We start from the raw sequence: 20,768 nt of genomic DNA on the forward strand, positions 1-20,768 counted from the left end.
GCCGCGTGCGAGCCAAAGAATAGGCAGGACTGAAACATGCAAGCGATCAAGGAATTCTTCGGCAGCCTGATGCTGACCGAGCTCCTCAAGGGATTGCGCCTGACGGGGCGGTACATGTTCGCCCGCAAGATCACGGTGCAGTATCCCGAGGAGAAGACCCCGATGTCTCCGCGCTTTCGCGGCCTGCACGCCTTGCGCCGCTATCCCAACGGGGAAGAGCGCTGCATCGCCTGCAAGCTGTGCGAGGCGGTCTGCCCGGCGGTGGCCATCACGATCGAGTCGGAAGTGCGCGAGGACGGTACCCGCCGCACCAACCGCTACGACATCGACCTGACCAAGTGCATTTTCTGTGGTTTCTGCGAGGAAAGCTGCCCGGTCGACTCCATCGTCGAGACGCACATCCACGAGTACCACGGCGAACAGCGGGGCGACCTGTATTTCACCAAGGAAATGCTGCTGGCGGTCGGCGACCGCTACGAAGCCGAAATCGCGCAGAACCGCGCGCAGGATGCGAAATACCGGTAACCGAAAACCATGACCGCCATACTGTTCTATATCTTTGCCGCGATCCTCGTCGTGGCCGCCTGCCGGGTCATCGTCGCGCGCAGCCCCGTCACCGCCGTCATGCACCTGGTGCTGTCGTTCTTCACCGCCTCCATGATCTGGATGCTGCTGAAGGCCGAGTTCCTCGCCATCCTGCTGGTGCTGGTCTACGTGGGCGCGGTGATGGTGCTGTTCCTGTTCGTGGTGATGATGCTGGACATCGATAGCGCCAAACTGCGCGAAGGGTTCCGGACCTACCTGCCCATGGGCATCGTGGTGGGCGCCATCATGGTGGGGGAAATGGCCTTCGTGCTGGCCAATGCCTATTGGGATCCCAGCGTGCCCCAGGCGCCGGCCGACTTCAACAATACGCGCGCCATCGGCGTGGCGATGTACACCGAATACATCTACGCCGTGGAGATCGCCGCCGTCATCCTGCTGGTGGGCATGGTGGCCGCCATCGCGCTGACGCTGCGCCGCCGGTCCGACGTCAAGGTGACGCGGCCGTCCGAACAGATCCGCGTGCGCCGCCAGGATCGCGTGCGCCTGGTAACGATTCCGTCGCAAACCGAAAATTCCCAGCAGGGCGAGGGCGCCGCCGCGCCTGCCGCCTCCGACTCCAAGGGAAGCCAACCATGACCCTGACTCTCGGCCATTTCCTCGTGCTGGGGGCGATCCTGTTCGCCATCAGCATCGTCGGCATATTCCTCAACCGCAAGAACATCATCGTCCTCCTGATGGCGATCGAACTGATGCTGCTTGCGGTGAACATGAATTTCGTCGCCTTTTCGAGCTGGATGGGCGATCTGAGCGGGCAGGTGTTCGTGTTCTTCATCCTGACCGTGGCGGCCGCCGAGTCCGCCATCGGCCTGGCCATCCTGGTTGTATTGTTCCGCAACCTGAACACGATCAACGTTGACGAACTTGACCGGCTGAAGGGCTGACGGTCCGGGCTACGAGAAAATCAAGACATGTCGGTACCTAAGCTCTATCTCCTCATCGCTTTCGCCCCGCTGGTCGGGTCCATCATCGCAGGCTTGTTCGGCACCGGTTTCCTCGGGCGCTGGGTAGGCCGGGCCGGCGCCCACTGGGTGACCATCCTGGGCGTGCTGGTCTCGGCCATCGGTTCGGTCTTCGTGCTGAACGACGTGCTGGCGGGCAATACCTTCAACGGCGCGCTCTACACCTGGAGCGCGATCGGCGGCATCAAGCTGGAAATCGGCTTCATGATCGACTCCCTGTCGGCCATGATGATGGTGGTGGTCACCTCGGTGTCGCTGATGGTGCACATCTACACCATCGGCTACATGAAGGACGATCCCGGGTACCAGCGCTTCTTCGCGTACATCTCGCTGTTCACGTTCTCGATGCTGATGCTGGTCATGTCCAACAACATGCTCCAGCTCTTCTTCGGCTGGGAAGCCGTGGGCCTGGTCTCCTACCTGCTGATCGGCTTCTGGTACACCCGTCCCACCGCCATCTTCGCCAACATGAAGGCCTTCCTGGTGAACCGGGTAGGGGACTTCGGCTTCGTGCTGGGTATCGGCCTGCTGTTCGCCTATGCCGGCTCCATGAACTACACCGAGGTGTTCTCGCAGTCGGACAAGCTGGCGGGCATGCTTTTCCCCGGCACCGACTGGATGCTGCTGACCGTGGCCTGCATCGCCTTGTTCGTGGGCGCGATGGGCAAGTCGGCGCAGTTCCCTCTGCACGTGTGGCTCCCCGACTCGATGGAAGGCCCGACCCCGATCTCCGCGCTGATCCACGCCGCGACCATGGTCACGGCGGGCATCTTCATGGTGGCGCGCTTCTCGCCGCTGTACGAGCTGTCGACCACGGCGCTGTCCTTCATCATCGTCATCGGTGCGATCACCGCGCTGTTCATGGGCTTCCTGGGCATCATCCAGAACGACATCAAGCGCGTGGTGGCCTACTCGACGCTGTCGCAGCTGGGCTACATGACCGTGGCCCTGGGCGCCTCGGCCTACTCGGTGGCGATCTTCCACCTGATGACCCACGCCTTCTTCAAGGCGCTGCTGTTCCTGGCTGCGGGCTCGGTCATCATCGGCATGCACCACGACCAGGACATCCGCAACATGGGCGGCCTGCGCAAGTACATGCCCATCACCTGGATCACCTTCCTGCTGGGCTCGCTGGCCCTGATCGGCACGCCGTTCTTCGCCGGCTTCTACTCGAAGGAAAACATCATCGAGGCGGCCAAGCTCTCCCACGTCTGGGGATCCGGGTTTGCCTATTTCGCCACGCTGGCCGGCGTGTTCGTGACGGCGTTCTACTCCTTCCGCCTGTACTTCATGGTGTTCCACGGCAAGGAGCGGTTCGACACCTCGGGCGCGCACGGGCATGGCCATGACGACCATGCGCAGGGACACGGCGACCATGGCCACGACGATCACGGCCATCATGGCGGCGTGCCGCACGAGTCGCCCGCGGTGGTGACGGTGCCGCTGATGCTGCTGGCGATCCCGTCGGTCGTCATCGGCGCCATCGCCATCGGGCCCATGCTGTTCGGCGATTTCTTCAAGGGCGTGATCTTCAATTCGCCCGAGCATCCCGTCATGGATCACCTGGCCGAGCATTTCCACGGCTGGGTGGCCTACGGCCTGCATGCCTTCGGCACCGCGCCTTTCTGGCTGATGCTGGCCGGCGTGGTCGTGGCCTGGTACTTCTACATGGTCAACCCGGCCATTCCCGCTGCCATCAAGGCCCGCGCAGGCTGGCTGTACAACCTGCTCGACAACAAGTACTACATGGACAAGATCAATGAAGCCGTCTTCGCGCGCGGCGCCCGCGTGCTGGGCGGCGGCCTGTGGAAGGTGGGCGACCGGTCGCTGATCGACGGCCTGCTGGTCAACGGCAGTGCCCGCCTGGTGGGCTGGTTCGCGGGGGTGGTGCGCCACCTGCAGTCCGGCTACATCTATCACTACGCCTTCGCCATGATCGTCGGCATCATGGCCCTGGTTACCTTCTTCGTCCTGCTGAACAATTGATGGCAAGCGATATGGCTCAAACTTCTTTTCCGTGGCTCTCGCTTGCGATCTTCACCCCGATCGTGTTTGGCGCGCTGGTGCTGGCGGTGGGCCGCGACAGCAACCCCACGGTGGCGCGGGTCCTGTCCCTCATCGGCGCGATCGCAGGCTTCCTGGTGACGCTGCCGCTCTATACCGGCTTCGATTCCTCGACGGCCCAAATGCAGTTCGTCGAGAAAACCTCCTGGATTGCCCAGTACGGCGTTTCCTACTACCTGGGCGTGGACGGCATCTCGCTCTGGTTCGTGCTGCTGACCGCGTTCATCACCATCATCGTGGTGCTGGCGGGCTGGGAAGTGATCACCAGCCGCGTCGCGCAGTACATGGGCGCGTTCCTGATACTGTCGGGCCTCATGATCGGCGTGTTCGCCGCGCTGGACGGCCTGCTGTTCTACGTGTTCTTCGAGGCGACGCTGATCCCGATGTACGTCATCATCGGCGTGTGGGGCGGCCCGAACCGGGTCTATGCGGCGTTCAAGTTCTTCCTGTATACGTTGCTGGGTTCGCTGCTGACGCTGGTGGCTTTCATCTACCTGTGGTACTCGGCCGGCGGTTCGTTCGACATCCTGGCATGGCACAAGCTGCCGCTGGGGCACACCGAGCAGATCCTGATCTTCCTGGCGTTCCTGATGGCTTTCGCGGTCAAGGTGCCGATGTGGCCGGTGCACACCTGGCTGCCCGATGCCCACGTGGAGGCGCCCACCGGCGGTTCCGTGGTGCTGGCTGCCATCATGCTGAAGCTGGGCGCCTACGGTTTCCTGCGGCTGTCCCTGCCGATCGTGCCCGATGCCGCGCATAGCCTGTCCGGCCTGATGATTGCGCTGTCGCTGATCGCCGTCATCTACATCGGCCTGGTTGCCCTGGTGCAGGACGACATGAAGAAGCTGGTGGCCTATTCGTCGGTGGCCCACATGGGCTTCGTCACGCTGGGCTTCTTCATCTTCAATACCGCCGGCGTCGAGGGCGCCATCGTGCAGATGGTGTCGCACGGTTTCGTGTCGGGCGCGATGTTCCTGTGCATAGGCGTGCTGTACGACCGGGTGCACTCGCGCCGCATCGCCGATTACGGCGGCGTGGTCAACACCATGCCCAAGTTCGCGACCTTCTTCGTGCTGTTCTCGATGGCCAACAGCGGCCTGCCGGCCACCAGCGGCTTCGTGGGCGAGTTCTTCGTCATCATGGGCTCGGTCGAGTACAACTTCTGGATCGGCCTTTTGGCCGCCACCGCCCTGATCCTGGGCGCGGCGTATTCCCTGTGGATGGTCAAGCGCGTCGTGTTCGGCGAGATCACCCACCAGCACGTGCGCGAGCTGGCCGACGTCAACAGCCGCGAGTTCTTCATCCTGGGCGTGATGGCCATCGCCGTGCTGTACATGGGCGTCCATCCCGCACCCTTTACCGACGTGATGCACGTCTCGGTCGATGCGCTGCTCAAGCACGTCGCCATTTCGAAACTGTAAGACGCCGGACGTTAAGCAATGGAATTTGCCAATCTGAACCTGTCCCTCGTCGCACCGGAGATCACGCTGCTGGTGCTGACGTCCGCCATCTTGCTGATCGACCTGTTCGTCAAGGACGAAGGCCGCGCGCTGACGCACATCCTGTCGCTGCTGGCGCTGGTGGTGCTGAGCTGGATGAGCCTGTCGGACCTGGCCTCGGGCGTGCAGGGCTCCGCCTTCGACGGCATGTACCTGGCCGACGGCCTCTCCCATGTGCTCAAGGTGTGCTCGTACATCGCGGTCGGCGTGACGCTGATCTACGGCAAGTCCTACGCCAAGGACCGCGGCATGCTTCGCGGCGGCGAATTCTACGTGCTGTCGCTGCTCGCGCTGCTGGGCCAGATGGTCATGATCTCGGCCGGCAACATGCTGACCATCTACCTCGGCCTGGAGCTGATGTCGCTGTCGTTCTACGCGCTGGTGGCGCTGCGCCGCGAGCACACGGTTTCCACCGAAGCGGCGATGAAGTATTTCGTGCTCGGCGCGCTGGCTTCCGGCCTGCTGCTGTACGGCATGTCCATGATCTACGGCGCGACCGGCACCTTGAACCTGGCTGACATCGCCCTGGCCACGGCCGATGCCGGCCAGAACCACATGATCCTGGTCTTCGGCCTGGTGTTCCTGGTGGCCGGCCTGGCATTCAAGCTGGGCGTGGTGCCGTTCCACATGTGGGTACCCGACGTCTACCAGGGTGCGCCTACGGCCGTGACGCTGCTGCTGGGCGGGGCCCCCAAGCTCGCTGCCTTCGCCATCGTGCTGCGCCTGCTGGTGGACGGCCTGTTCGGCCTGGCCGCCGACTGGCAGCCCATGCTGGCGATCATGGCAGTGCTGTCGCTGGCCATCGGCAACCTGGCCGCCATCATGCAGACCAACATCAAGCGCATGCTGGCCTATTCGACCATTTCCCATATGGGCTTCGTGCTGCTGGGCCTGATGTCGGGCGTGGTCGAGGGCAGCGCGTTCAACGCGCAGAACGCCTACACATCGGCCATGTTCTACGTGATCGTCTACGTGCTGACCACCCTCAGCTCGTTCGGCGTACTGATGCTGCTGTCGCGCTCGGGCTTCGAATGCGAGAACGTCGATGACCTCAAGGGCCTGAACCGCCGCAACCCCTGGTTCGCCGGCGTGATGCTGGTGCAGATGTTCTCGCTCACCGGCATTCCCCCCACGGTCGGGTTCTATTCCAAGCTGGCGGTGCTGCAATCGCTGGTGCAGGCCAACCATATCGTGCTGGCGGTCGTGGCGGTGCTGTTCTCGCTGATCGGCGCGTTCTACTACCTGCGAGTGGTCAAGGTCGTGTACTTCGACGATCCCGTCGACCAGGCGCCGCTGGAGGGCTCGGCCGGTTTCCGCACGGTGCTGTCCGTCAACGGCGCGCTGCTGCTGATACTGGGCGTCTTCCCCGCGCCGCTGGTCGCCCTGTGCGCCCAGGCGATCGCCAACTCGCTCGCCCTCTGACCTTCCGGCGGTAGCAGCCGCGGCCGGTGTGCCGCGGCTGCCCCGGAACAGATTCGTCGTGCCAGGAATACCGCCTTGAAACAGACCCTCGCCATCTACGTCCTTATCCTGCTGGCATTGGTGACCGCCAACCTGCCGTTCCTGACGGAACGCGTCTTCGGCGCGATCGCTTTCCGCCGCGCAGGCGTGCCGGCGAGCAAGCCGTTCTGGCTGCGGCTGGCCGAGGTGCTAGTGCTGTATCTCGTGGTCGGCGCCATCGGCATCGGGTTCGAGGCCAGCCTGGGCAACGTCTTTCCCCAGGGCTGGCAGTTCTACGCCATCACGCTTACGCTGTACCTGGTGCTGGCTTATCCCGGTTTCGTCTATCGTTATCTCTTTAAGCGGAGCTCGGGATGAGTCGTGACCGAGCCTTGGAAGAACTGGCGCAGAGCTCGCAACGGCTGCGCGAAGAGCCCCTGACGAGCGAATCCGTGTTCAGGGGCAAGCTGCTCGACGTGCGCCGCGACACCGTCAAGCTGCCCGGTGGCGCCACCGCCACGCGCGAGTACATCATGCACCCCGGCGCATCGATGATCGTGCCGCTGCTTCCCGACGGGCAAGTCGTGCTGGTGCGCCAGTACCGCTATCCCATGCACCGCGCCTTCGTCGAATTCCCGGCCGGCAAGATCGACGCCGGCGAAGCCCCGTTGGCCACTGCGCAGCGTGAGCTGCTCGAGGAAACCGGCTATCGCGCCCGCAAGTGGACCGAACTGACTACCATCCACAACGCCATCGCCTACGCCAACGAACGCATCATCCTGTTCCTGGCCGAAGACCTCGAGCGCGGCGAACAGAAGCTGGACGAGAATGAATTCCTCGAGATATTCACCGCGCCCCTCGATGACCTGATGACGTGGATCGCCAAGGGCGAGGTCACCGACGTCAAGACGGTGATCGGCGCGTTCTTCGTGAAAGAAGCCCTCGCCAAGCGCTGACCCGGACAGTAGGGGGCACCGCCATCAATACAACCCGCGGACCCGCCCAAATAGCCGGGCAAGCCCGAAAAGCGCATCGATATTGGGCGTAGGCACGCCCACCTTCTGCCCCAACTCCCGAACCGCCGCCACGATCCCGTCGAGCTCGATTGCCCGCCCGGCCTCCACGTCCTGCAGCATCGAGCTCTTGAACGCTCCCAGCTTCTCCGTCACCGCGTGGCGATCCTCGGCGCTCTGTTCGATGGCGCAACCCAGTTCGCGCCCGATGCGCGCCGCCTCGTCCATCGCATCCGAGCAGAACCTGCGCACCAGCGGATCCGCCAGGACGAGATCGATCGTGGCCCCGGTCATCGCCGAGACCGGATTCATCGTCAAATTGCCCCAGAGCTTGTACCAGATCTCCTGCCGTATGTTCTGCGAGGCCTTGACCTCGAAACCCGCCTCGGCAAGCAGCGCAACCGCACGCTCGACCCGGCTGGACGGCGCGGCGTCCGGTTCCCCAACGATGAGGCCGCACCCCATGTGATGCTGCACCAGGCCAGGTTCGGGCGTAGCCGTGCTCGCATGGACGACACAGCCGATGACGCGCGCCAGCGGAATGGCCCGGGCGATGGCGCCATCCGGATCCACGCAGGCCAGCGCAGCCGACTCCGGCGGAAAGACGCCATGGGCGAACCACCACGGCACGCCGTTCATCGCGGGCATCACCGCCGTGTCCGGGCCGAGCAACGGTCCAAGCCTGCTCGCCACTTCCGCCAGGGCCGGACCCTTCACGGCGATCACGACGAGGTCCTGAGCGCCCAGCTCTTCCGGTCGGTCGCTGGCCCGGGCAGGCGCCTGGACGAGTTCGCCGTCCTGCCGCAGGCGCCAGCCGTGGGATTGCAGCGCCCGCAGCGTGGCGCCGCGCGCCAGGGCGCTGACCTCGCATTGGCCGGCGGCGGCCAGCCGCGCGCCGATGAAACCGCCGATGGCGCCGGCGCCGACGATGCAAACCTTCATGATTGTTCCTCGTGCATCTGGTCCACGGCAGACCGCCTACAGGCGCGTGCCGGCTGCAAACGGTCGAGCCTTGCTGTCGCTTCCTATTCCAGCGTCACGTTGGCCTTCTGGATCAGCTTCTGGTAGGTCCGGGACTTGGCCGAGACCTGGCGGTGGATTTCCTCCGGCGACCAGCTGATGGTCTGGAAGGCGAAGGTATCCAGGCGCTTCTTGATTTCGGGATCGGCCACGATCTTGGCCACGTCGGCGTTGATCTTGTCGCGGATGGCGGGCGGGATGCCCTTGGGCGCGAGCAGGACGACGAAGGAATTGACGTCGAGGCTGGCGGGGCCGCCGCTTTCGGCCACGGTGGGCACTTCGGGCATCTGCGGAATGCGCTTGGGCGCCGCGACCGCGATGTAGCGCAGCTTGCCGGCCTGGTAGGGCCCCTGGCTGGAGGCGATCGTCGCCATGCTCCAGTTCACTTCCTGGTTGCTGACGGCGGCGTACAGCTGGCCCACTTCCTTGTAGGGCACGTGTTGCATCGAGAGGTTGGCCTCGCTTTCGAGCGCGATGCCGCCGAGGTGGCCGGGGCTGCCTATGCCCCAGGATCCGTAGGTGACCTGGCCGGGCTTGGCCTTGGCCGCGGCGACGAGGTCGGAGACGGATTTCCACGGCGACTGGGCGGAAACCGAGACCAGGAAGGGGGTGATGAAGAGGGTGGCGACCGGATCGAAGATCTTGTCCGGATCGTAGTTGCGGCTCTTGTACAGGTGCGGCAGCGCGGCCAGTTGTTCGCTGTCGAGCTGCAGCAGGGAATAGCCGTCGGGCGCCGAGCGCTTGAACGCGTCGATGGCGATGAAGCCGGCGCCGCCCGGGCGGTTCTCGACCACGACGCGCTGGCCCCAGGCCTTGCCCAGCCGGTCGGCGACCAGGCGCAGCACCGTATCCGGGCCGCTGCCGACCGAGAACGAGGTGACCAGCGTGACGGGTCTGGACGGATAGGCGTCGGCGGCCTGGGCCGCGGGCAGGACGGCCGCGCCGGATAGGGCGGCGGCGACGGCAAGCCGCACGAGGAAATCGCGGCGCGCGGACGGGGTTTGGGTGCGGCGGGCCGGGCGGATGGGCATGGTCTGTCTCCTGATGAGTTCGCTTTTGCCCGCTAAGAATAGTGGGCGTGCCGCATCGCGTCAAAGCCGCGTGGGCACGGCGCTTGCCGCGTACCCCGGAGCGTTTTTATCCGGAGAGCACATCATGACTGTGAAGCTGGAAGCGGGGCAGGTTTTCCCCGATTACGTCCTGCCGGACCATACGAAGACGGCCCGCGCGTTGTCGGCGCTGCAGGGCGATGATCCTTTGCTGCTGGTGCTGATCCGCGGTTTTTTCTGCCCCAAGGACCGCGAGCAGCTCAAGGCGTTGACGAGGTTTCATCCGCAACTGGTTGTGGGCAATTGCCGGCTGGTGGTCATCACCACGGACGACTGGCACACGACCAATAATCTGCGGCAGCAGCTGGGGGCGCATTATCCTTTTCTATATGATGAAGCGAGACGGGTTCGGGACGAGCTCGGCATCCTGGAATACACGGATCCGCAGCATCAGCCGATGATTCCGCATACGTTGCTGCTGGCGCCGGGGCTGCGCATCCATAAGGTCTGGAATGGCTATTACTACTGGGGGCGTCCGTCGGTGGCGGAATTGCATGGGGAGTTGCGCGAGCTTACGCGGGAGATCCGGCCGGATTGGGACCTTCGGGATCCGGAGGTGAGGCGCCGTTGGGAGCAGGGGGATAAGAAGGCGTTCTATCCGTACGGGACGAAGTCGATGGAGCAGGTGCTCAAGGAAATGGCGGGGGCGGTGGATCAGTATGCGGGGGAGGCGGGGAAGGGTTCTTGAGTCGGTCGTGTCCGGTGCGCGGTGGGAGCGGCCGGCCCGGTAGGGCGCAGCGACACCGGTCCCGGCTTTGCCGGGACTTCCCGGTTTCGGCATGGCCGGCGGGGCGGGCGCAGAACTCGCGCGGGGACAGTCCCCCGGACTGTCCCTACTGCCGCGCTCGAACAGCTGCGCCCTTGCTTCCCCGCCGACCATGCCGAAACCGGCGGCGCCGAATGCGCCCCACCGGGCCGGCCGCCCCCACCGCGCACCGGACACGACCTGCGGCGGGGGGGCGGGGTGTGGGGTTAGCGGGCTTGCGCTTTTGTCTTGGCGCGGTACGCGTGCAGCAGCGGTTCGGTATAGCCGTTGGGCTGGCTGCGGCCCTCGAAGATCAAGGCCGAAGCGGCCTGGAAGGCCAGCGACTTTTCCTCGTTGCCGGACATGGGCTGGTAGTGCGGGTCGCCGGCGTTCTGCTGGTCTACCACCTTGGCCATGCGCTTGAGTACTTCGCGCACCTGCGATTCGTTGGTGATGCCGTGGCGCAGCCAGTTGGCGATGTGCTGGCTCGAGATGCGCAGCGTGGCGCGGTCTTCCATCAGGCCGATGTTATGGATGTCGGGTACCTTGGAGCAGCCGACGCCCTGGTCGATCCAGCGCACGACGTAGCCGAGGATGCCCTGGGCGTTGTTCTCCAGTTCCTGCTGGATATCGGCCGGAGACCAGGCGGACGGGTCGCCGACGGGCACGGTCAGCAGGCCCTGCAGCAGTTCCTCGCCGACGGCGCTCAGTCGGGTCTTCTCCAGTTCCTGCTGGACGGCCTGCACGTCCACCTGATGGTAGTGCAGCGCATGCAGGGTGGCCGCGGTGGGCGAGGGGACCCAGGCGGTGTTGGCGCCGGCCTTGGGATGGGCGATCTTCTGCTCCAGCATGGCGGCCATCATGTCGGGCATGGCCCACATGCCCTTGCCGATCTGAGCGCGGCCGCGCAGGCCGGCGTCCAGGCCAATCAGTACGTTGCTGCGTTCATAGGCGGCGATCCAGGCCGAGGATTTCATGTCGCCCTTGCGCAGCATGGGGCCGGCTTCCATGGCGGTATGGATTTCGTCGCCGGTGCGGTCCAGGAAGCCGGTGTTGATGAAGGCCACGCGGGCGCTGGCCGCGGCGATGCAGGCCTTGAGGTTGACGCTGGTGCGGCGTTCCTCGTCCATGATGCCCATCTTGAGCGAATGGCGCGGCAGCTTGAGCAGGTCTTCCACGCGGTCGAACAGCTCGTTGGCGAAGGCGACTTCGGCCGGGCCATGCATCTTCGGCTTGACGATGTAGAACGACCCTTTGCGGGAGTTGCGCCTGAGCTTCCGGTCGGGCAACGACACCAGCGTGGCGACGACGGCGTCCAGGATGCCTTCCGGGATTTCGTTACCGTCCCGGTCGAGCACGGCCGGGTTGGTCATGAGGTGGCCGACATGGCGCACGAACATCAGCGAGCGGCCGTGCAGCGTAAGCGACGATCCGTCGGCGGCGGTGTATTGACGGTCGGCGTTCAGGCGGCGGGTGAAGGTCTTGCCATTCTTGGTGACTTCCTCGGTCAGGTCCCCCTTGTTCAGGCCGAACCAGTTGCGGTAGATCTTGACCTTGTCCTCGGTGTCGACCGCGGCGACCGAGTCTTCGCAGTCCATGATGGTGGTGATCGCCGATTCCAGGACCACGTCCTTCACGCCGGCCGCGTCGGTGGCGCCGATCTGGCTGGCGCGGTCGATCTGGATCTCGAAATGCAGGCCGTTGTTCTTGAGCAGGATGGCCGAGGGCGCCTGCGGCTGGCCCTGGTAACCGATGAACTGTTCGGGCCGGCGCAGCCCGGTTTCGCCTTGCTTGCCGGCCACCACGAGCTTGCCGTCGCGCACCGAGTAGGCGGTGGCGTCCGCGTGCGATCCCTGGGCCAGCGGAGCGGCCTGGTCGAGGAAGGCGCGCGCGCGGGCGATGACCGCGCGTCCCCGGACCGGGTTGTAGCCGGTGCCGCGCTCGGCGCCGTCGCTCTCGGGCAGGGCGTCGGTGCCGTAAAGGGCGTCGTACAGGCTGCCCCAGCGGGCGTTGGCGGCGTTCAGCGCGTAACGCTGGTTGGAGACCGGCACCACGAGCTGCGGGCCGGCCTGTTCCGCGATCTCGGTATCGACGTTGTCGGTGGCGACGCGGACTTGTTCGGGCTGCGGCAGCAGGTAGCCGATGCGTTCGAGGAAGGCGCGATAGGCGGCCTGGTCGCGGATGGGGCCCGGATGGGCGCGATGCCAGGCGTCGATCTCGGCCTGCAGGCGGTCGCGTTCGGCCAGCAGTGCGCGGTTCTTGGGGGCGAGGTCGTGCACGATCCGCGAGAAGCCCTCCCAGAAGCCGTCGCTGTCCAGGCCGGAGCCGGGCAGCGCTTCTTCTTCGATGAAGCGGTCAAGCTGGTTCGCCACTTGCAGGCCGTGGCGGTTGGTGCGTTCCGTCATGAGGTTCTCCTGGCAATGCCCGATGGTGCTGGCGGCCTCGCGGACCGCCCAATGGAATGTATCGATGATAAACGTGGAACCCTGGCGCCGGACGGCTGGATACCGTGTGCCGGAGTCACAATTGCTTTGCGCGGGAGGAGAGAATGCGCGGCGCGAGACAGATGCCGGCCGACAAGGCATAATTCGATCTAATTGAGATTGAGTCTTTTTTGCATTTCCATCCAAGGCGCCATCCCCATGACGATTCAAAGTCCCTCCCAGCCCTCGCTGGCGCTTCGTTTGAAGGCCGAAACCGCACCGCTGCACGAGAAGCTCGACAGGCTCGTGATGTCGGTCGATCCGTTCGGCAATCGCGGCAACTATGGCCGCTTCGTCACCGCCCAGTACCTTTTCCAGCGCGACATCGAATCGCTCTACGGCGGCGAGGCCTATGCGGCATTGATTCCCGACCTCGCCACGCGCCCCCGCCTGGCCGCGGCCGAGGCGGATTTGCGGGACCTGGGCGTGCCCGTGCCGGTGGCCGAGGGCGCGCCGCTGGGCGAGGGCCTCGCGCTGCCCGAGGGCCTGGGCTGGCTGTACGTGTCGGAAGGCTCCAAGCTGGGCGCGGCGTTCCTGTTCAAGGAAGCCGGCCAGAGGCTTGGGCTGGACGAGAACTTCGGCGCCCGCAACCTGGCGGCGCCGGCCGACGGACGCGGCGCGGCATGGAAGCGTTTCGTGCAGGCGCTGGACGGCAGCGGCCTGTCGCCGGCGGAGCAGGACCGGACCGTGGCCGGGGCCGCCGCGGCGTTCGAGCGTTTCGCGGTGCTGCTTGCGCGCAGCTATGATCTGAAGGGCGAGCCTTCGCTCGCATGAGGGGCAAGATGTCGATGTCGAAGATGCGGGGCGATGCGCATGCGGCACGCCGCCGGACCTTGCTGGCGGCGCCGGCGGGCTTGCTGCTGGGCGCGCTGGCGCCGCTGGCGCGAGCCGACCACGGGCCGCGCGTGGTGTCCGTGGGAGCCGGCGTGACGGAAATCGTCTACGCGCTCGGTGCCCAGTCGCAATTGCTGGCGGTCGATACCAGTAGCCTCTATCCTCCCGAAGCGCAGGCGCTGGCCAAGATCGGCTACCAGCGGACGCTGTCGGCCGAAGGCGTGCTCGCCCTCGGCCCGCAGGTGCTGCTGGCTGGCCAGGAGGCGGGGCCGCCGGCCGTGCTACGGCAGATCGAGTCGGCAGGCGTGAAAGTCGTGCACGTGGACGGCGACTACACCTTCGATGGCGTGCTGGAACGGATCCGGACGGTGGCGGCGGCCCTCGACCGTACGTCCGCGGGCCGGGCGCTGGCCGATACGCTGTCGGCCCGCTGGCAGGCATTGCAGGCCCGCATGGCGTCGGCGCCGCTGCGCGGCCCGGGCGGCCGGCCGCTGCGCGTGGCGTGCCTGATGCGGCACGGCGCCAACACCATGGCCGCCGGCCGGGATACCGGCGCCGATGCGATGCTCAGGCTCATCGGCGCCGTCAATGTCTTCGGCGGCGACTTCGCCAACTACAAGCCGCTGTCGGCCGAATCGCTCGCCCACGCGGCGCCCGATGCCGTGGTGGGCACCTTCGATGGCACGCAGGAACCGGATGCGCGCGCCCGGCTGCTCGCCACGCCGGGCCTGTCCATGACCCCCGCCGGCAAGAACCAGCGCGCGGTCCTGTTCGACATCGTCCTGCTGCTGGGATTCGGTCCCCGCCTGCCGCAGGCGGTCGAGGACCTGTACGACGCGCTAAGGACATGAGCGTGTCCGCAGGCGCCGCTTCGCCCGCCGCGTCGGCCTGGGCCCGCGTGCGGGCCGGGCGCATGCCGGCCGCCCCGCTGTTCGCGGCATTGGCCGCGCTGCTGGCGATATTGGTCGTGGTGGCAGCCGGGCGCGGCGCCTACCCCATTTCCGCGTCCAACGTGGTCGCCATCCTGCTGCACAAGGCCGGGCTGGCCCAGGGCGGTTTCGAGCCGCAGCAGATGGGCGTGCTGTGGACCATCCGCCTGCCGCGCGTAGTGCTGGGGGTGGGGGTGGGCGCGTTGCTGGGCATGGCGGGGGCGACGCTGCAGGGCCTGTTCCGCAACCCGCTGGCCGATCCGGGCCTGATCGGCGTTTCCAGCGGCGCCGCGCTCACGGTGGCGCTGACCATTGTCTTCGGCAACCTGTGGTGGCCGGATCTGTCCCGCATGCTCGGCCTGGCGCTGCTTCCGGTGGCTGCCTTCACCGGAGGCGTGCTGACCACGCTGCTGGTCTACCGCATCGGCCGCACGTCCTTCGGCGTGTCCGTGGCCGCCATGCTGCTGGCCGGGATCGCCATGAACGCCATTGCGCTCGCCCTCATCGGGCTGGCCAGCTATATGGCCACCGACGAACAATTGCGCAATCTCACCTTCTGGAACCTGGGCAGCCTGGCGCCCGCGACCTGGCCTGTCGTGGCCGTGGTATTCGCGGTAGGCGCGGTGGCGCTGGCGGGAATGTGGCGCCTGCGCGGCGGGCTCAATGCCATGGCGCTGGGCGAGTCCGAGGCCCGGCACCTGGGCGTCGCGGTCGAGCGCCTGAAGGCGCTGGCCATCGTGTTCAGTGCGCTGGCGGTCGGCATGGCGGTGGCTTTCTGCGGCATCATCGGCTTCCTGGGCCTGGTGGCGCCGCATTGCATCCGCCTGATGGCGGGGCCGGACGCCAGGGTGGTCTTGCCCGGCGCGGCGCTGCTGGGTGCGGCGCTCACCGTCGGGGCCGACCTGGTGGCGCGTACCGCCATCGCGCCGGCCGAAATGCCCATCGGCGTCCTGACCGCGCTGATCGGTGCGCCGTTCTTCCTGTTCCTGCTGCTGCGGGCCAAGGGCCGGATGTTCGAGGGATGACCGCCATGCTGGAAGTTCGTTCGCTGAAAGTCGCGCGCCGCCAGGCCGGGCAGCCGCAGCCGCGCGTGGTGCTGGACGGCATCGATTGCGCAGTCGAGGCAGGTGAGATCGTGATGCTGATCGGTCCCAACGGCGCGGGCAAGTCGACCCTGCTGGCGACGATGGCGGGGGACCTCGCGCCAGCCGCGGGGCAGGTGCGGTTCAAGGGCAAGCCATTGCAGGACTGGGCCGCGGGCGAGCTGGCACGGCAGCGCGCGGTGCTGCCCCAGCGTGCCGGCCTGAGCCTGCCTTTCACCGTGGACGAAGTGGTGCATCTCGGATGCCTGGCGCGCGCCGAATCGCGCCGGCAGCTCGGTGACATCGTCCGGGCGGCGCTCGAGACAGCGGGGGTGTCGCACCTGGCCCAGCGGTCCATGCCTGCGCTGTCGGGCGGCGAGCAGGCCCGCGTGCACCTGGCGCGGGTGCTGGCGCAGATCTGGCCTGCAGGTACCGGGGACGATGCCGGCGGCAAGCTGCTGTTGCTGGACGAGCCGTGCGCCAGCCTCGATCCCCACCACCAGCACTCCGTCTGCACCGCCATCCGGGAGTTTGCCCATCGCACGGGCGCGGCGGTGATCGTGACCATGCACGACATGAATCTCGCGGCCCAATACGCCGACCGCATCGTGGCCTTGTGGGAAGGAAAGCTGATCGCGGATGGCACGCCGCAGGCCGTACTCACGCGGGAGTTCGTGCGCCGGTGCTTTGCCGTGGACGCGGCGCATTGGCAGGCCGGGGAGGACTTCCTGGTCGCCACCAGGCCGCTGCCAGAGCATGCCTGACGCCTGCGGGGCACTGGCCATGCCGGCGTATCCTGCGCGCGGGCCGAGATTTGACGTGAACAGGCCGTCGGCGCCACGGCCGCCCGCCGTCACATCTCGTTGTAGACGGGCCCTTCGCCTCCTTGCGGCGTGACCCACACGATGTTCTGCGTGGGATCCTTGATGTCGCAGGTCTTGCAGTGCACGCAGTTCTGCGCATTGATCTGCAGGCGGTCGGCGCCGTCGTCGTCCTTGACGAACTCGTATACGCCGGCGGGGCAGTAGCGGCTCTCCGGGCCGGCGTAGCGGGCCAGGTTGACGTCGACGGGGACCGTGGGATCCTTGAGGGTCAAGTGGACGGGCTCGTTTTCCTCATGATTGGTGTTCGAGATGAACACCGAACCCAGCCGGTCGAAGGTGAGCTTGCCGTCCGGCTTGGGGTACTCGATGCGGGGGCACTCCGAAGCCGGTTTCAGGTAGACGTGGTCGGGCTTGTCGCGATGGATGGTCCACGGGAAGTTTCCGCGCAGCAGCCATTGCTCGATGCCGGTCATCAGGGTGCCCACGGTGCGCCCCTTCTTGAACCACTGCTTGAAGTTGCGCGACTTGTTCAGTTCCTCGTGCAGCCAGGACGATTCGAAAGCCCGGGGGTAGCTTGCGAGTTCATCGTGGCTGCGGCCCGCCTCGAGCGCCTCGAACGCCGCCTCGGCCGCCAGCATGCCGCTCTTGATGGCGGCATGGCTGCCCTTGATGCGCGAGGCGTTCAGGAAACCGGCCTCGCAGCCCACCAGCGCGCCGCCCGGGAACACCAGCCTGGGCAGCGACAGCAGCCCGCCCGCGGTGATCGAGCGCGCGCCGTAGGCGATGCGCTTGCCGCCTTCCAGGAAGCCGCGGATGGACGGGTGGGTCTTGAACCGCTGGAACTCCTCGAATGGCGACAGCCACGGGTTGCTGTAGTCCAGTCCCACGATCAGCCCGATGGCGACCTTGTTGTCTTCCAGGTGGTAGAGAAAGGAGCCGCCATAGGTATCGGCATCCAGCGGCCACCCCGCGGTGTGGATGACGAGGCCGGGCTGGTGCTTGGCGGGATCGATCTCCCACAGTTCCTTGATGCCGATGCCGTAGCTTTGCGGATCCTTGCCGGCGTTCAGCTTGAGTTTCTCGTTCAGCTGGCGTCCCAGGTGACCGCGCGAGCCTTCGGCGAAGATGGTGTAGCGCGCATGCAGCTCCATGCCCGGCTGGTATTGCTCGGTGGGCTGGCCGTCGCGGCCCACGCCCATGTCGCCGGTGGCCACGCCCTTGACCGAGCCGTCCTCGTTATAGAGGATCTCGGCCGCGGCAAAGCCGGGGAACAGGTCCACGCCCAGGGCCTCGGCCTGCTCGCCCAGCCAGCGGGTGACCTTGCCCAGGCTGACCACGTAGTTGCCTTCGTTGTGGAAACAGGGCGGCAGCAGCCAGGCTGGCGTGGCGCGGGCGCCGGTCTCGGACAGGAACAGGAAGCGGTCCTCGGTGACCGGCGTGTTCAGCGGCGCGCCTTTCTCCTTCCAGTCGGGGATCAGCTCGGTCAGCGCGCGCGGGTCCATGACCGCCCCCGAAAGGATGTGGGCGCCGATCTCGCTGCCTTTCTCCAGTATGCAGACTCCGATTTCGCGGCCTTTCTCGGCAGCAAGCTGCTTGAGGCGGATCGCGGTGGCCAGGCCGGCGGGGCCTCCCCCGACGATCACCACGTCATATTCCATCGACTCGCGTTCGTTGCCTTGCATGTACAGGGTTCCTCCGGGGTGGGGTGGGGGTTCGGAACCGGCGGTTTCGCCGCTACGCTAAGATAGTTCGAAGTATCATCCCGGATTGTATTTCAAGCGGTCACGGCCGTCGGCCAACACGTTTAGCGAGGAAGACAAATGAACAAGGTCTATGCCAGCGCCCGGGAAGCGCTAGCGGACATCGTACGGGACGGGCAGACCCTGGCGGTCGGCGGTTTCGGCCTGTGCGGCATTCCGGAAGCCCTGATTGCCGCGCTGCGCGACACCGGGGTCAAGAACCTGACCTGCATCAGCAACAACGCGGGCATCGACGGCGCAGGCCTCGGGCAGTTGCTCGAAACGCGGCAGATCCGCAAGATGATTTCCTCCTACGTGGGCGAGAACAAGGAGTTCGAGCGCCAGTACCTGGCCGGCGAACTGGAAGTGGAATTCACCCCCCAGGGCACGCTGGCCGAGAAGCTGCGCGCCGGCGGCGCCGGCATTCCGGCCTTCTTCACGCCTACCGGCGTCGGCACCCAGGTGGCCGAAGGCAAGGAGATCCGGGAGTTCGACGGCAAGAAATACGTGATGGAACGCGCGCTGGTGCCCGACGTGGCGCTGGTCAAGGCCATGGTGGCCGACAAGAGCGGCAACCTGATCTTCAACAAGACCGCCCGCAACTTCAACCCCAACGCCGCGATGGCTGGCAAGATCACGGTGGCCGAGGTCGAGCGCATCGTCGAAAACGGCGAGCTGGATCCCGACCAGATCCACTTGCCGGGCATCTTCGTACACCGCCTCGTGTTGAACGCCAATCCCGAAAAGCGCATCGAGCAGCGAACGACGAGATAACCCCCTGCGCGCTTGCGTGCGCCCGCATGGTGGGCTCCCGGCGCGCTGCTTGCGGACCGGCGGAGCCGGATCCGCGGCGCCCGGGTCGGGGCCGTTAGTGGGGGGCGGGGTGTAACGGTTATGGATATTGAGGAGAGATGAGATGGCATGGACTCGCGATGAAATGGCGGCGCGGGCGGCGCGTGAGTTGCAGGATGGGTTTTACGTCAACCTGGGGATCGGGTTGCCGACGCTGGTGGCCAATCATGTGCCGGCGGGGCTGGAGGTCTGGCTGCAATCCGAGAACGGGTTGCTGGGCATCGGGCCGTTTCCCACCGAGGACGAGGTCGATCCGGACCTGATCAACGCCGGCAAGCAGACGGTGACGACGCTGCCGGGTTCGTCCATTTTCTCGTCGGCGGATTCTTTCGGCATGATCCGCGGCGGCAAGATCAATCTCGCCATCCTCGGCGCGATGCAGGTGTCCGAGAAGGGGGACCTGGCCAACTGGATGATCCCGGGCAAGATGATCAAGGGCATGGGCGGCGCGATGGACCTGGTGGCCGGCGTGGGGCGCGTGGTGATCCTGATGGAGCACGTCGCCCGCAAGAAGGACGGCACCGTGGACCTGAAGATCCTGCCCGAATGCACCCTGCCGCTGACCGGCGTGGGCGTGGTGGACCGCATCATCACCGACCTGGCGGTGATCGACGTCACCCCGCAAGGACTCAAGCTGGCCGAACTCGCCCCCGGCGTGTCGGTGCAGGAAGTGGTCGACAAGACCGGCGTCAAGCTGGACACCTCCGCCGTTGCCGCTGCGGTGTAAGCGGGGAAGGGCGGTCCTGCGGACCGCCCTGGCTGGCGTGCTGGCGATATTCGCCGGATCCGCGCATGGCGAGGCCGGCGGCCCCTACATACCGGCAGCCCTGGCCATTCCGGCCGTTGCGTCCCGGGCCGAAGCGTTCGTCCCCGACGGTTTTTCGCTCGAGCGCGAAGTCGAGGGGGACCTGGGCGGCGACGGGCCCGGCGTGGCGCAGGTCTACCGGAACGCCCAGGGGCGGCGGGCGCTGCTGCTGGGCACGCGCGGCGCCCAGGGGTTCGAGGCCACGGGCTGGGGCTTCGTCCTGCCCTGCGCGGCCTGCGGCGTGGACCTGCCCGCCGACCGCAACCTCGACCTGGCGATACGCCAGCAGCGCGTCGTGATCATCGACCGCAGCCTTTCCAAGGCCGAGTCCATTTCCACTTCGGCCGAGCTGACCCTCTCTTACGATCGCGCAGCCCGCCGCTGGTGGCTGCAATCGCTGCGCCAGCTCACCGTGTTCGAGCGCACCGGCCGCGCCGAGGAGTCGCGCGTCGACTACGACTCCCGAACCACCCGCGACGCCGTCGGCCGCTACGACGGCCAGGTCTTCTTCGCCGAAAGCGTCCAGCCCGGCCAGCTCGAGGGCGACCGCCCCGCGCTGGATACGCTCGTGCTGTACTGATGAGGGGGGGCTAAGACCCCCCTACGCGCTTACGCGCGCCCCTCAGGGGGCGGCGCTGGCGGACCGGAAGGTAAGCCCACCCCGCGCGGCTCACGCCGCACCCCTCCGAGGGGCAGCGCTGGCGGACCGGCAAAGCCGGATCCGCGGCGCCCTTGATCTGGTACGAGTTTCTTGGGTCGCAGCAC

Annotated in this window: 20 protein-coding genes; 16 read left to right on the plus strand and 4 right to left on the minus strand. The window is 66.4% G+C overall.

Annotated features, from left to right (window positions below; genetic code table 11):
- The first annotated feature begins 36 nt into the window (after window positions 1–36).
- From nuoI to CDO44_RS04480, 8 genes are all read left to right on the plus strand, one after another.
- A complete protein-coding gene (gene nuoI, locus CDO44_RS04445; protein ID WP_087779241.1) occupies window positions 37–525 on the plus strand; it encodes an NADH-quinone oxidoreductase subunit NuoI in 489 nt (162 codons plus the stop codon).
- Between the two features lie 9 nt (window positions 526–534).
- Window positions 535–1,182: an NADH-quinone oxidoreductase subunit J gene (locus tag CDO44_RS04450; protein ID WP_087779242.1), complete on the plus strand. Its 648-nt coding sequence runs from the start codon at window positions 535–537 to the stop codon at window positions 1,180–1,182.
- On the plus strand, window positions 1,179–1,487 hold the full coding sequence (gene nuoK / locus CDO44_RS04455) for an NADH-quinone oxidoreductase subunit NuoK (RefSeq protein WP_087779243.1): 309 nt from the start codon (window positions 1,179–1,181) through the stop codon (window positions 1,485–1,487). The genes CDO44_RS04450 and nuoK overlap by 4 nt, the downstream gene beginning before the upstream one ends.
- 27 nt (window positions 1,488–1,514) lie before the next feature.
- Window positions 1,515–3,551: an NADH-quinone oxidoreductase subunit L gene (nuoL, locus tag CDO44_RS04460; RefSeq protein ID WP_087779244.1), complete on the plus strand. Its 2,037-nt coding sequence runs from the start codon at window positions 1,515–1,517 to the stop codon at window positions 3,549–3,551.
- A gap of 11 nt (window positions 3,552–3,562) precedes the next feature.
- Entirely contained in the window at window positions 3,563–5,050 is a 1,488-nt protein-coding gene (locus tag CDO44_RS04465) for an NADH-quinone oxidoreductase subunit M (protein ID WP_198951299.1), read from the plus strand.
- Window positions 5,051–5,068: 18 nt separating this feature from the next.
- Window positions 5,069–6,550, plus strand: coding sequence for an NADH-quinone oxidoreductase subunit NuoN (gene nuoN, locus CDO44_RS04470; protein WP_087779246.1), 1,482 nt, complete (start codon window positions 5,069–5,071; stop codon window positions 6,548–6,550).
- A 75-nt stretch (window positions 6,551–6,625) separates the two neighbouring features.
- A complete protein-coding gene (locus CDO44_RS04475) occupies window positions 6,626–6,946 on the plus strand; it encodes a DUF2818 family protein (RefSeq protein WP_087779247.1) in 321 nt (106 codons plus the stop codon).
- A complete protein-coding gene (locus tag CDO44_RS04480) occupies window positions 6,943–7,524 on the plus strand; it encodes an NUDIX domain-containing protein (RefSeq protein WP_087779248.1) in 582 nt (193 codons plus the stop codon). The genes CDO44_RS04475 and CDO44_RS04480 overlap by 4 nt, the downstream gene beginning before the upstream one ends.
- A gap of 24 nt (window positions 7,525–7,548) precedes the next feature.
- On the opposite strand, the gene CDO44_RS04485 is transcribed toward CDO44_RS04480, so the two are convergent.
- Together CDO44_RS04485 and CDO44_RS04490 are read right to left on the minus strand one after the other, a co-directional pair.
- Window positions 7,549–8,523, minus strand: coding sequence for a 2-dehydropantoate 2-reductase (locus CDO44_RS04485; protein ID WP_087779249.1), 975 nt, complete (start codon window positions 8,521–8,523; stop codon window positions 7,549–7,551).
- Window positions 8,524–8,606: 83 nt separating this feature from the next.
- Window positions 8,607–9,632, minus strand: a complete 1,026-nt coding sequence (locus CDO44_RS04490) for a tripartite tricarboxylate transporter substrate binding protein (protein WP_087779250.1) — start codon at window positions 9,630–9,632, stop codon at window positions 8,607–8,609.
- Window positions 9,633–9,756: 124 nt separating this feature from the next.
- Here CDO44_RS04490 and CDO44_RS04495 point away from each other — a divergent pair, with 124 nt between their 5' ends.
- Window positions 9,757–10,398, plus strand: coding sequence for a peroxiredoxin-like family protein (locus tag CDO44_RS04495; protein ID WP_087779276.1), 642 nt, complete (start codon window positions 9,757–9,759; stop codon window positions 10,396–10,398).
- A 284-nt stretch (window positions 10,399–10,682) separates the two neighbouring features.
- Here CDO44_RS04495 and CDO44_RS04500 read toward each other — a convergent pair whose 3' ends face one another.
- Entirely contained in the window at window positions 10,683–12,860 is a 2,178-nt protein-coding gene (locus tag CDO44_RS04500; RefSeq protein WP_087779251.1) for a malate synthase G, read from the minus strand.
- 237 nt (window positions 12,861–13,097) lie between these two features.
- Between CDO44_RS04500 and CDO44_RS04505 the strand changes: the two genes are divergently transcribed.
- From CDO44_RS04505 to CDO44_RS04520, 4 genes are read left to right on the plus strand one after another with little or no spacing between them, the layout of a single operon-like run.
- Window positions 13,098–13,712, plus strand: coding sequence for a biliverdin-producing heme oxygenase (locus tag CDO44_RS04505; protein ID WP_087779252.1), 615 nt, complete (start codon window positions 13,098–13,100; stop codon window positions 13,710–13,712).
- Between the two features lie 8 nt (window positions 13,713–13,720).
- Complete coding sequence (locus tag CDO44_RS04510) at window positions 13,721–14,623, plus strand: hemin ABC transporter substrate-binding protein (RefSeq protein WP_158213203.1); 903 nt, start codon at window positions 13,721–13,723, stop codon at window positions 14,621–14,623.
- Window positions 14,620–15,726: an iron ABC transporter permease gene (locus CDO44_RS04515; protein ID WP_087779254.1), complete on the plus strand. Its 1,107-nt coding sequence runs from the start codon at window positions 14,620–14,622 to the stop codon at window positions 15,724–15,726. Before CDO44_RS04510 ends, CDO44_RS04515 begins: the two co-directional genes overlap by 4 nt.
- A gap of 5 nt (window positions 15,727–15,731) precedes the next feature.
- Window positions 15,732–16,547, plus strand: coding sequence for a heme ABC transporter ATP-binding protein (locus tag CDO44_RS04520; protein WP_087779277.1), 816 nt, complete (start codon window positions 15,732–15,734; stop codon window positions 16,545–16,547).
- An 89-nt stretch (window positions 16,548–16,636) separates the two neighbouring features.
- On the opposite strand, the gene CDO44_RS04525 is transcribed toward CDO44_RS04520, so the two are convergent.
- Complete coding sequence (locus tag CDO44_RS04525; RefSeq protein WP_087779278.1) at window positions 16,637–18,265, minus strand: electron transfer flavoprotein-ubiquinone oxidoreductase; 1,629 nt, start codon at window positions 18,263–18,265, stop codon at window positions 16,637–16,639.
- Window positions 18,266–18,427: 162 nt separating this feature from the next.
- Between CDO44_RS04525 and CDO44_RS04530 the strand changes: the two genes are divergently transcribed.
- The 3 genes from CDO44_RS04530 (at window position 18,428) to CDO44_RS04540 (ending at window position 20,583) form a co-directional block, all read left to right on the plus strand.
- A complete protein-coding gene (locus CDO44_RS04530) occupies window positions 18,428–19,120 on the plus strand; it encodes a CoA transferase subunit A (RefSeq protein WP_087779255.1) in 693 nt (230 codons plus the stop codon).
- Between the two features lie 142 nt (window positions 19,121–19,262).
- Window positions 19,263–19,925, plus strand: coding sequence for a CoA transferase subunit B (locus tag CDO44_RS04535; RefSeq protein ID WP_087779256.1), 663 nt, complete (start codon window positions 19,263–19,265; stop codon window positions 19,923–19,925).
- Complete coding sequence (locus CDO44_RS04540) at window positions 19,909–20,583, plus strand: hypothetical protein (RefSeq protein ID WP_144389473.1); 675 nt, start codon at window positions 19,909–19,911, stop codon at window positions 20,581–20,583. Before CDO44_RS04535 ends, CDO44_RS04540 begins: the two co-directional genes overlap by 17 nt.
- Window positions 20,584–20,768 lie beyond the last annotated feature (185 nt).

Source organism: Pigmentiphaga sp. NML080357 (assembly GCF_002188465.1).
GTDB lineage: Bacteria > Pseudomonadota > Gammaproteobacteria > Burkholderiales > Burkholderiaceae_B > Pigmentiphaga.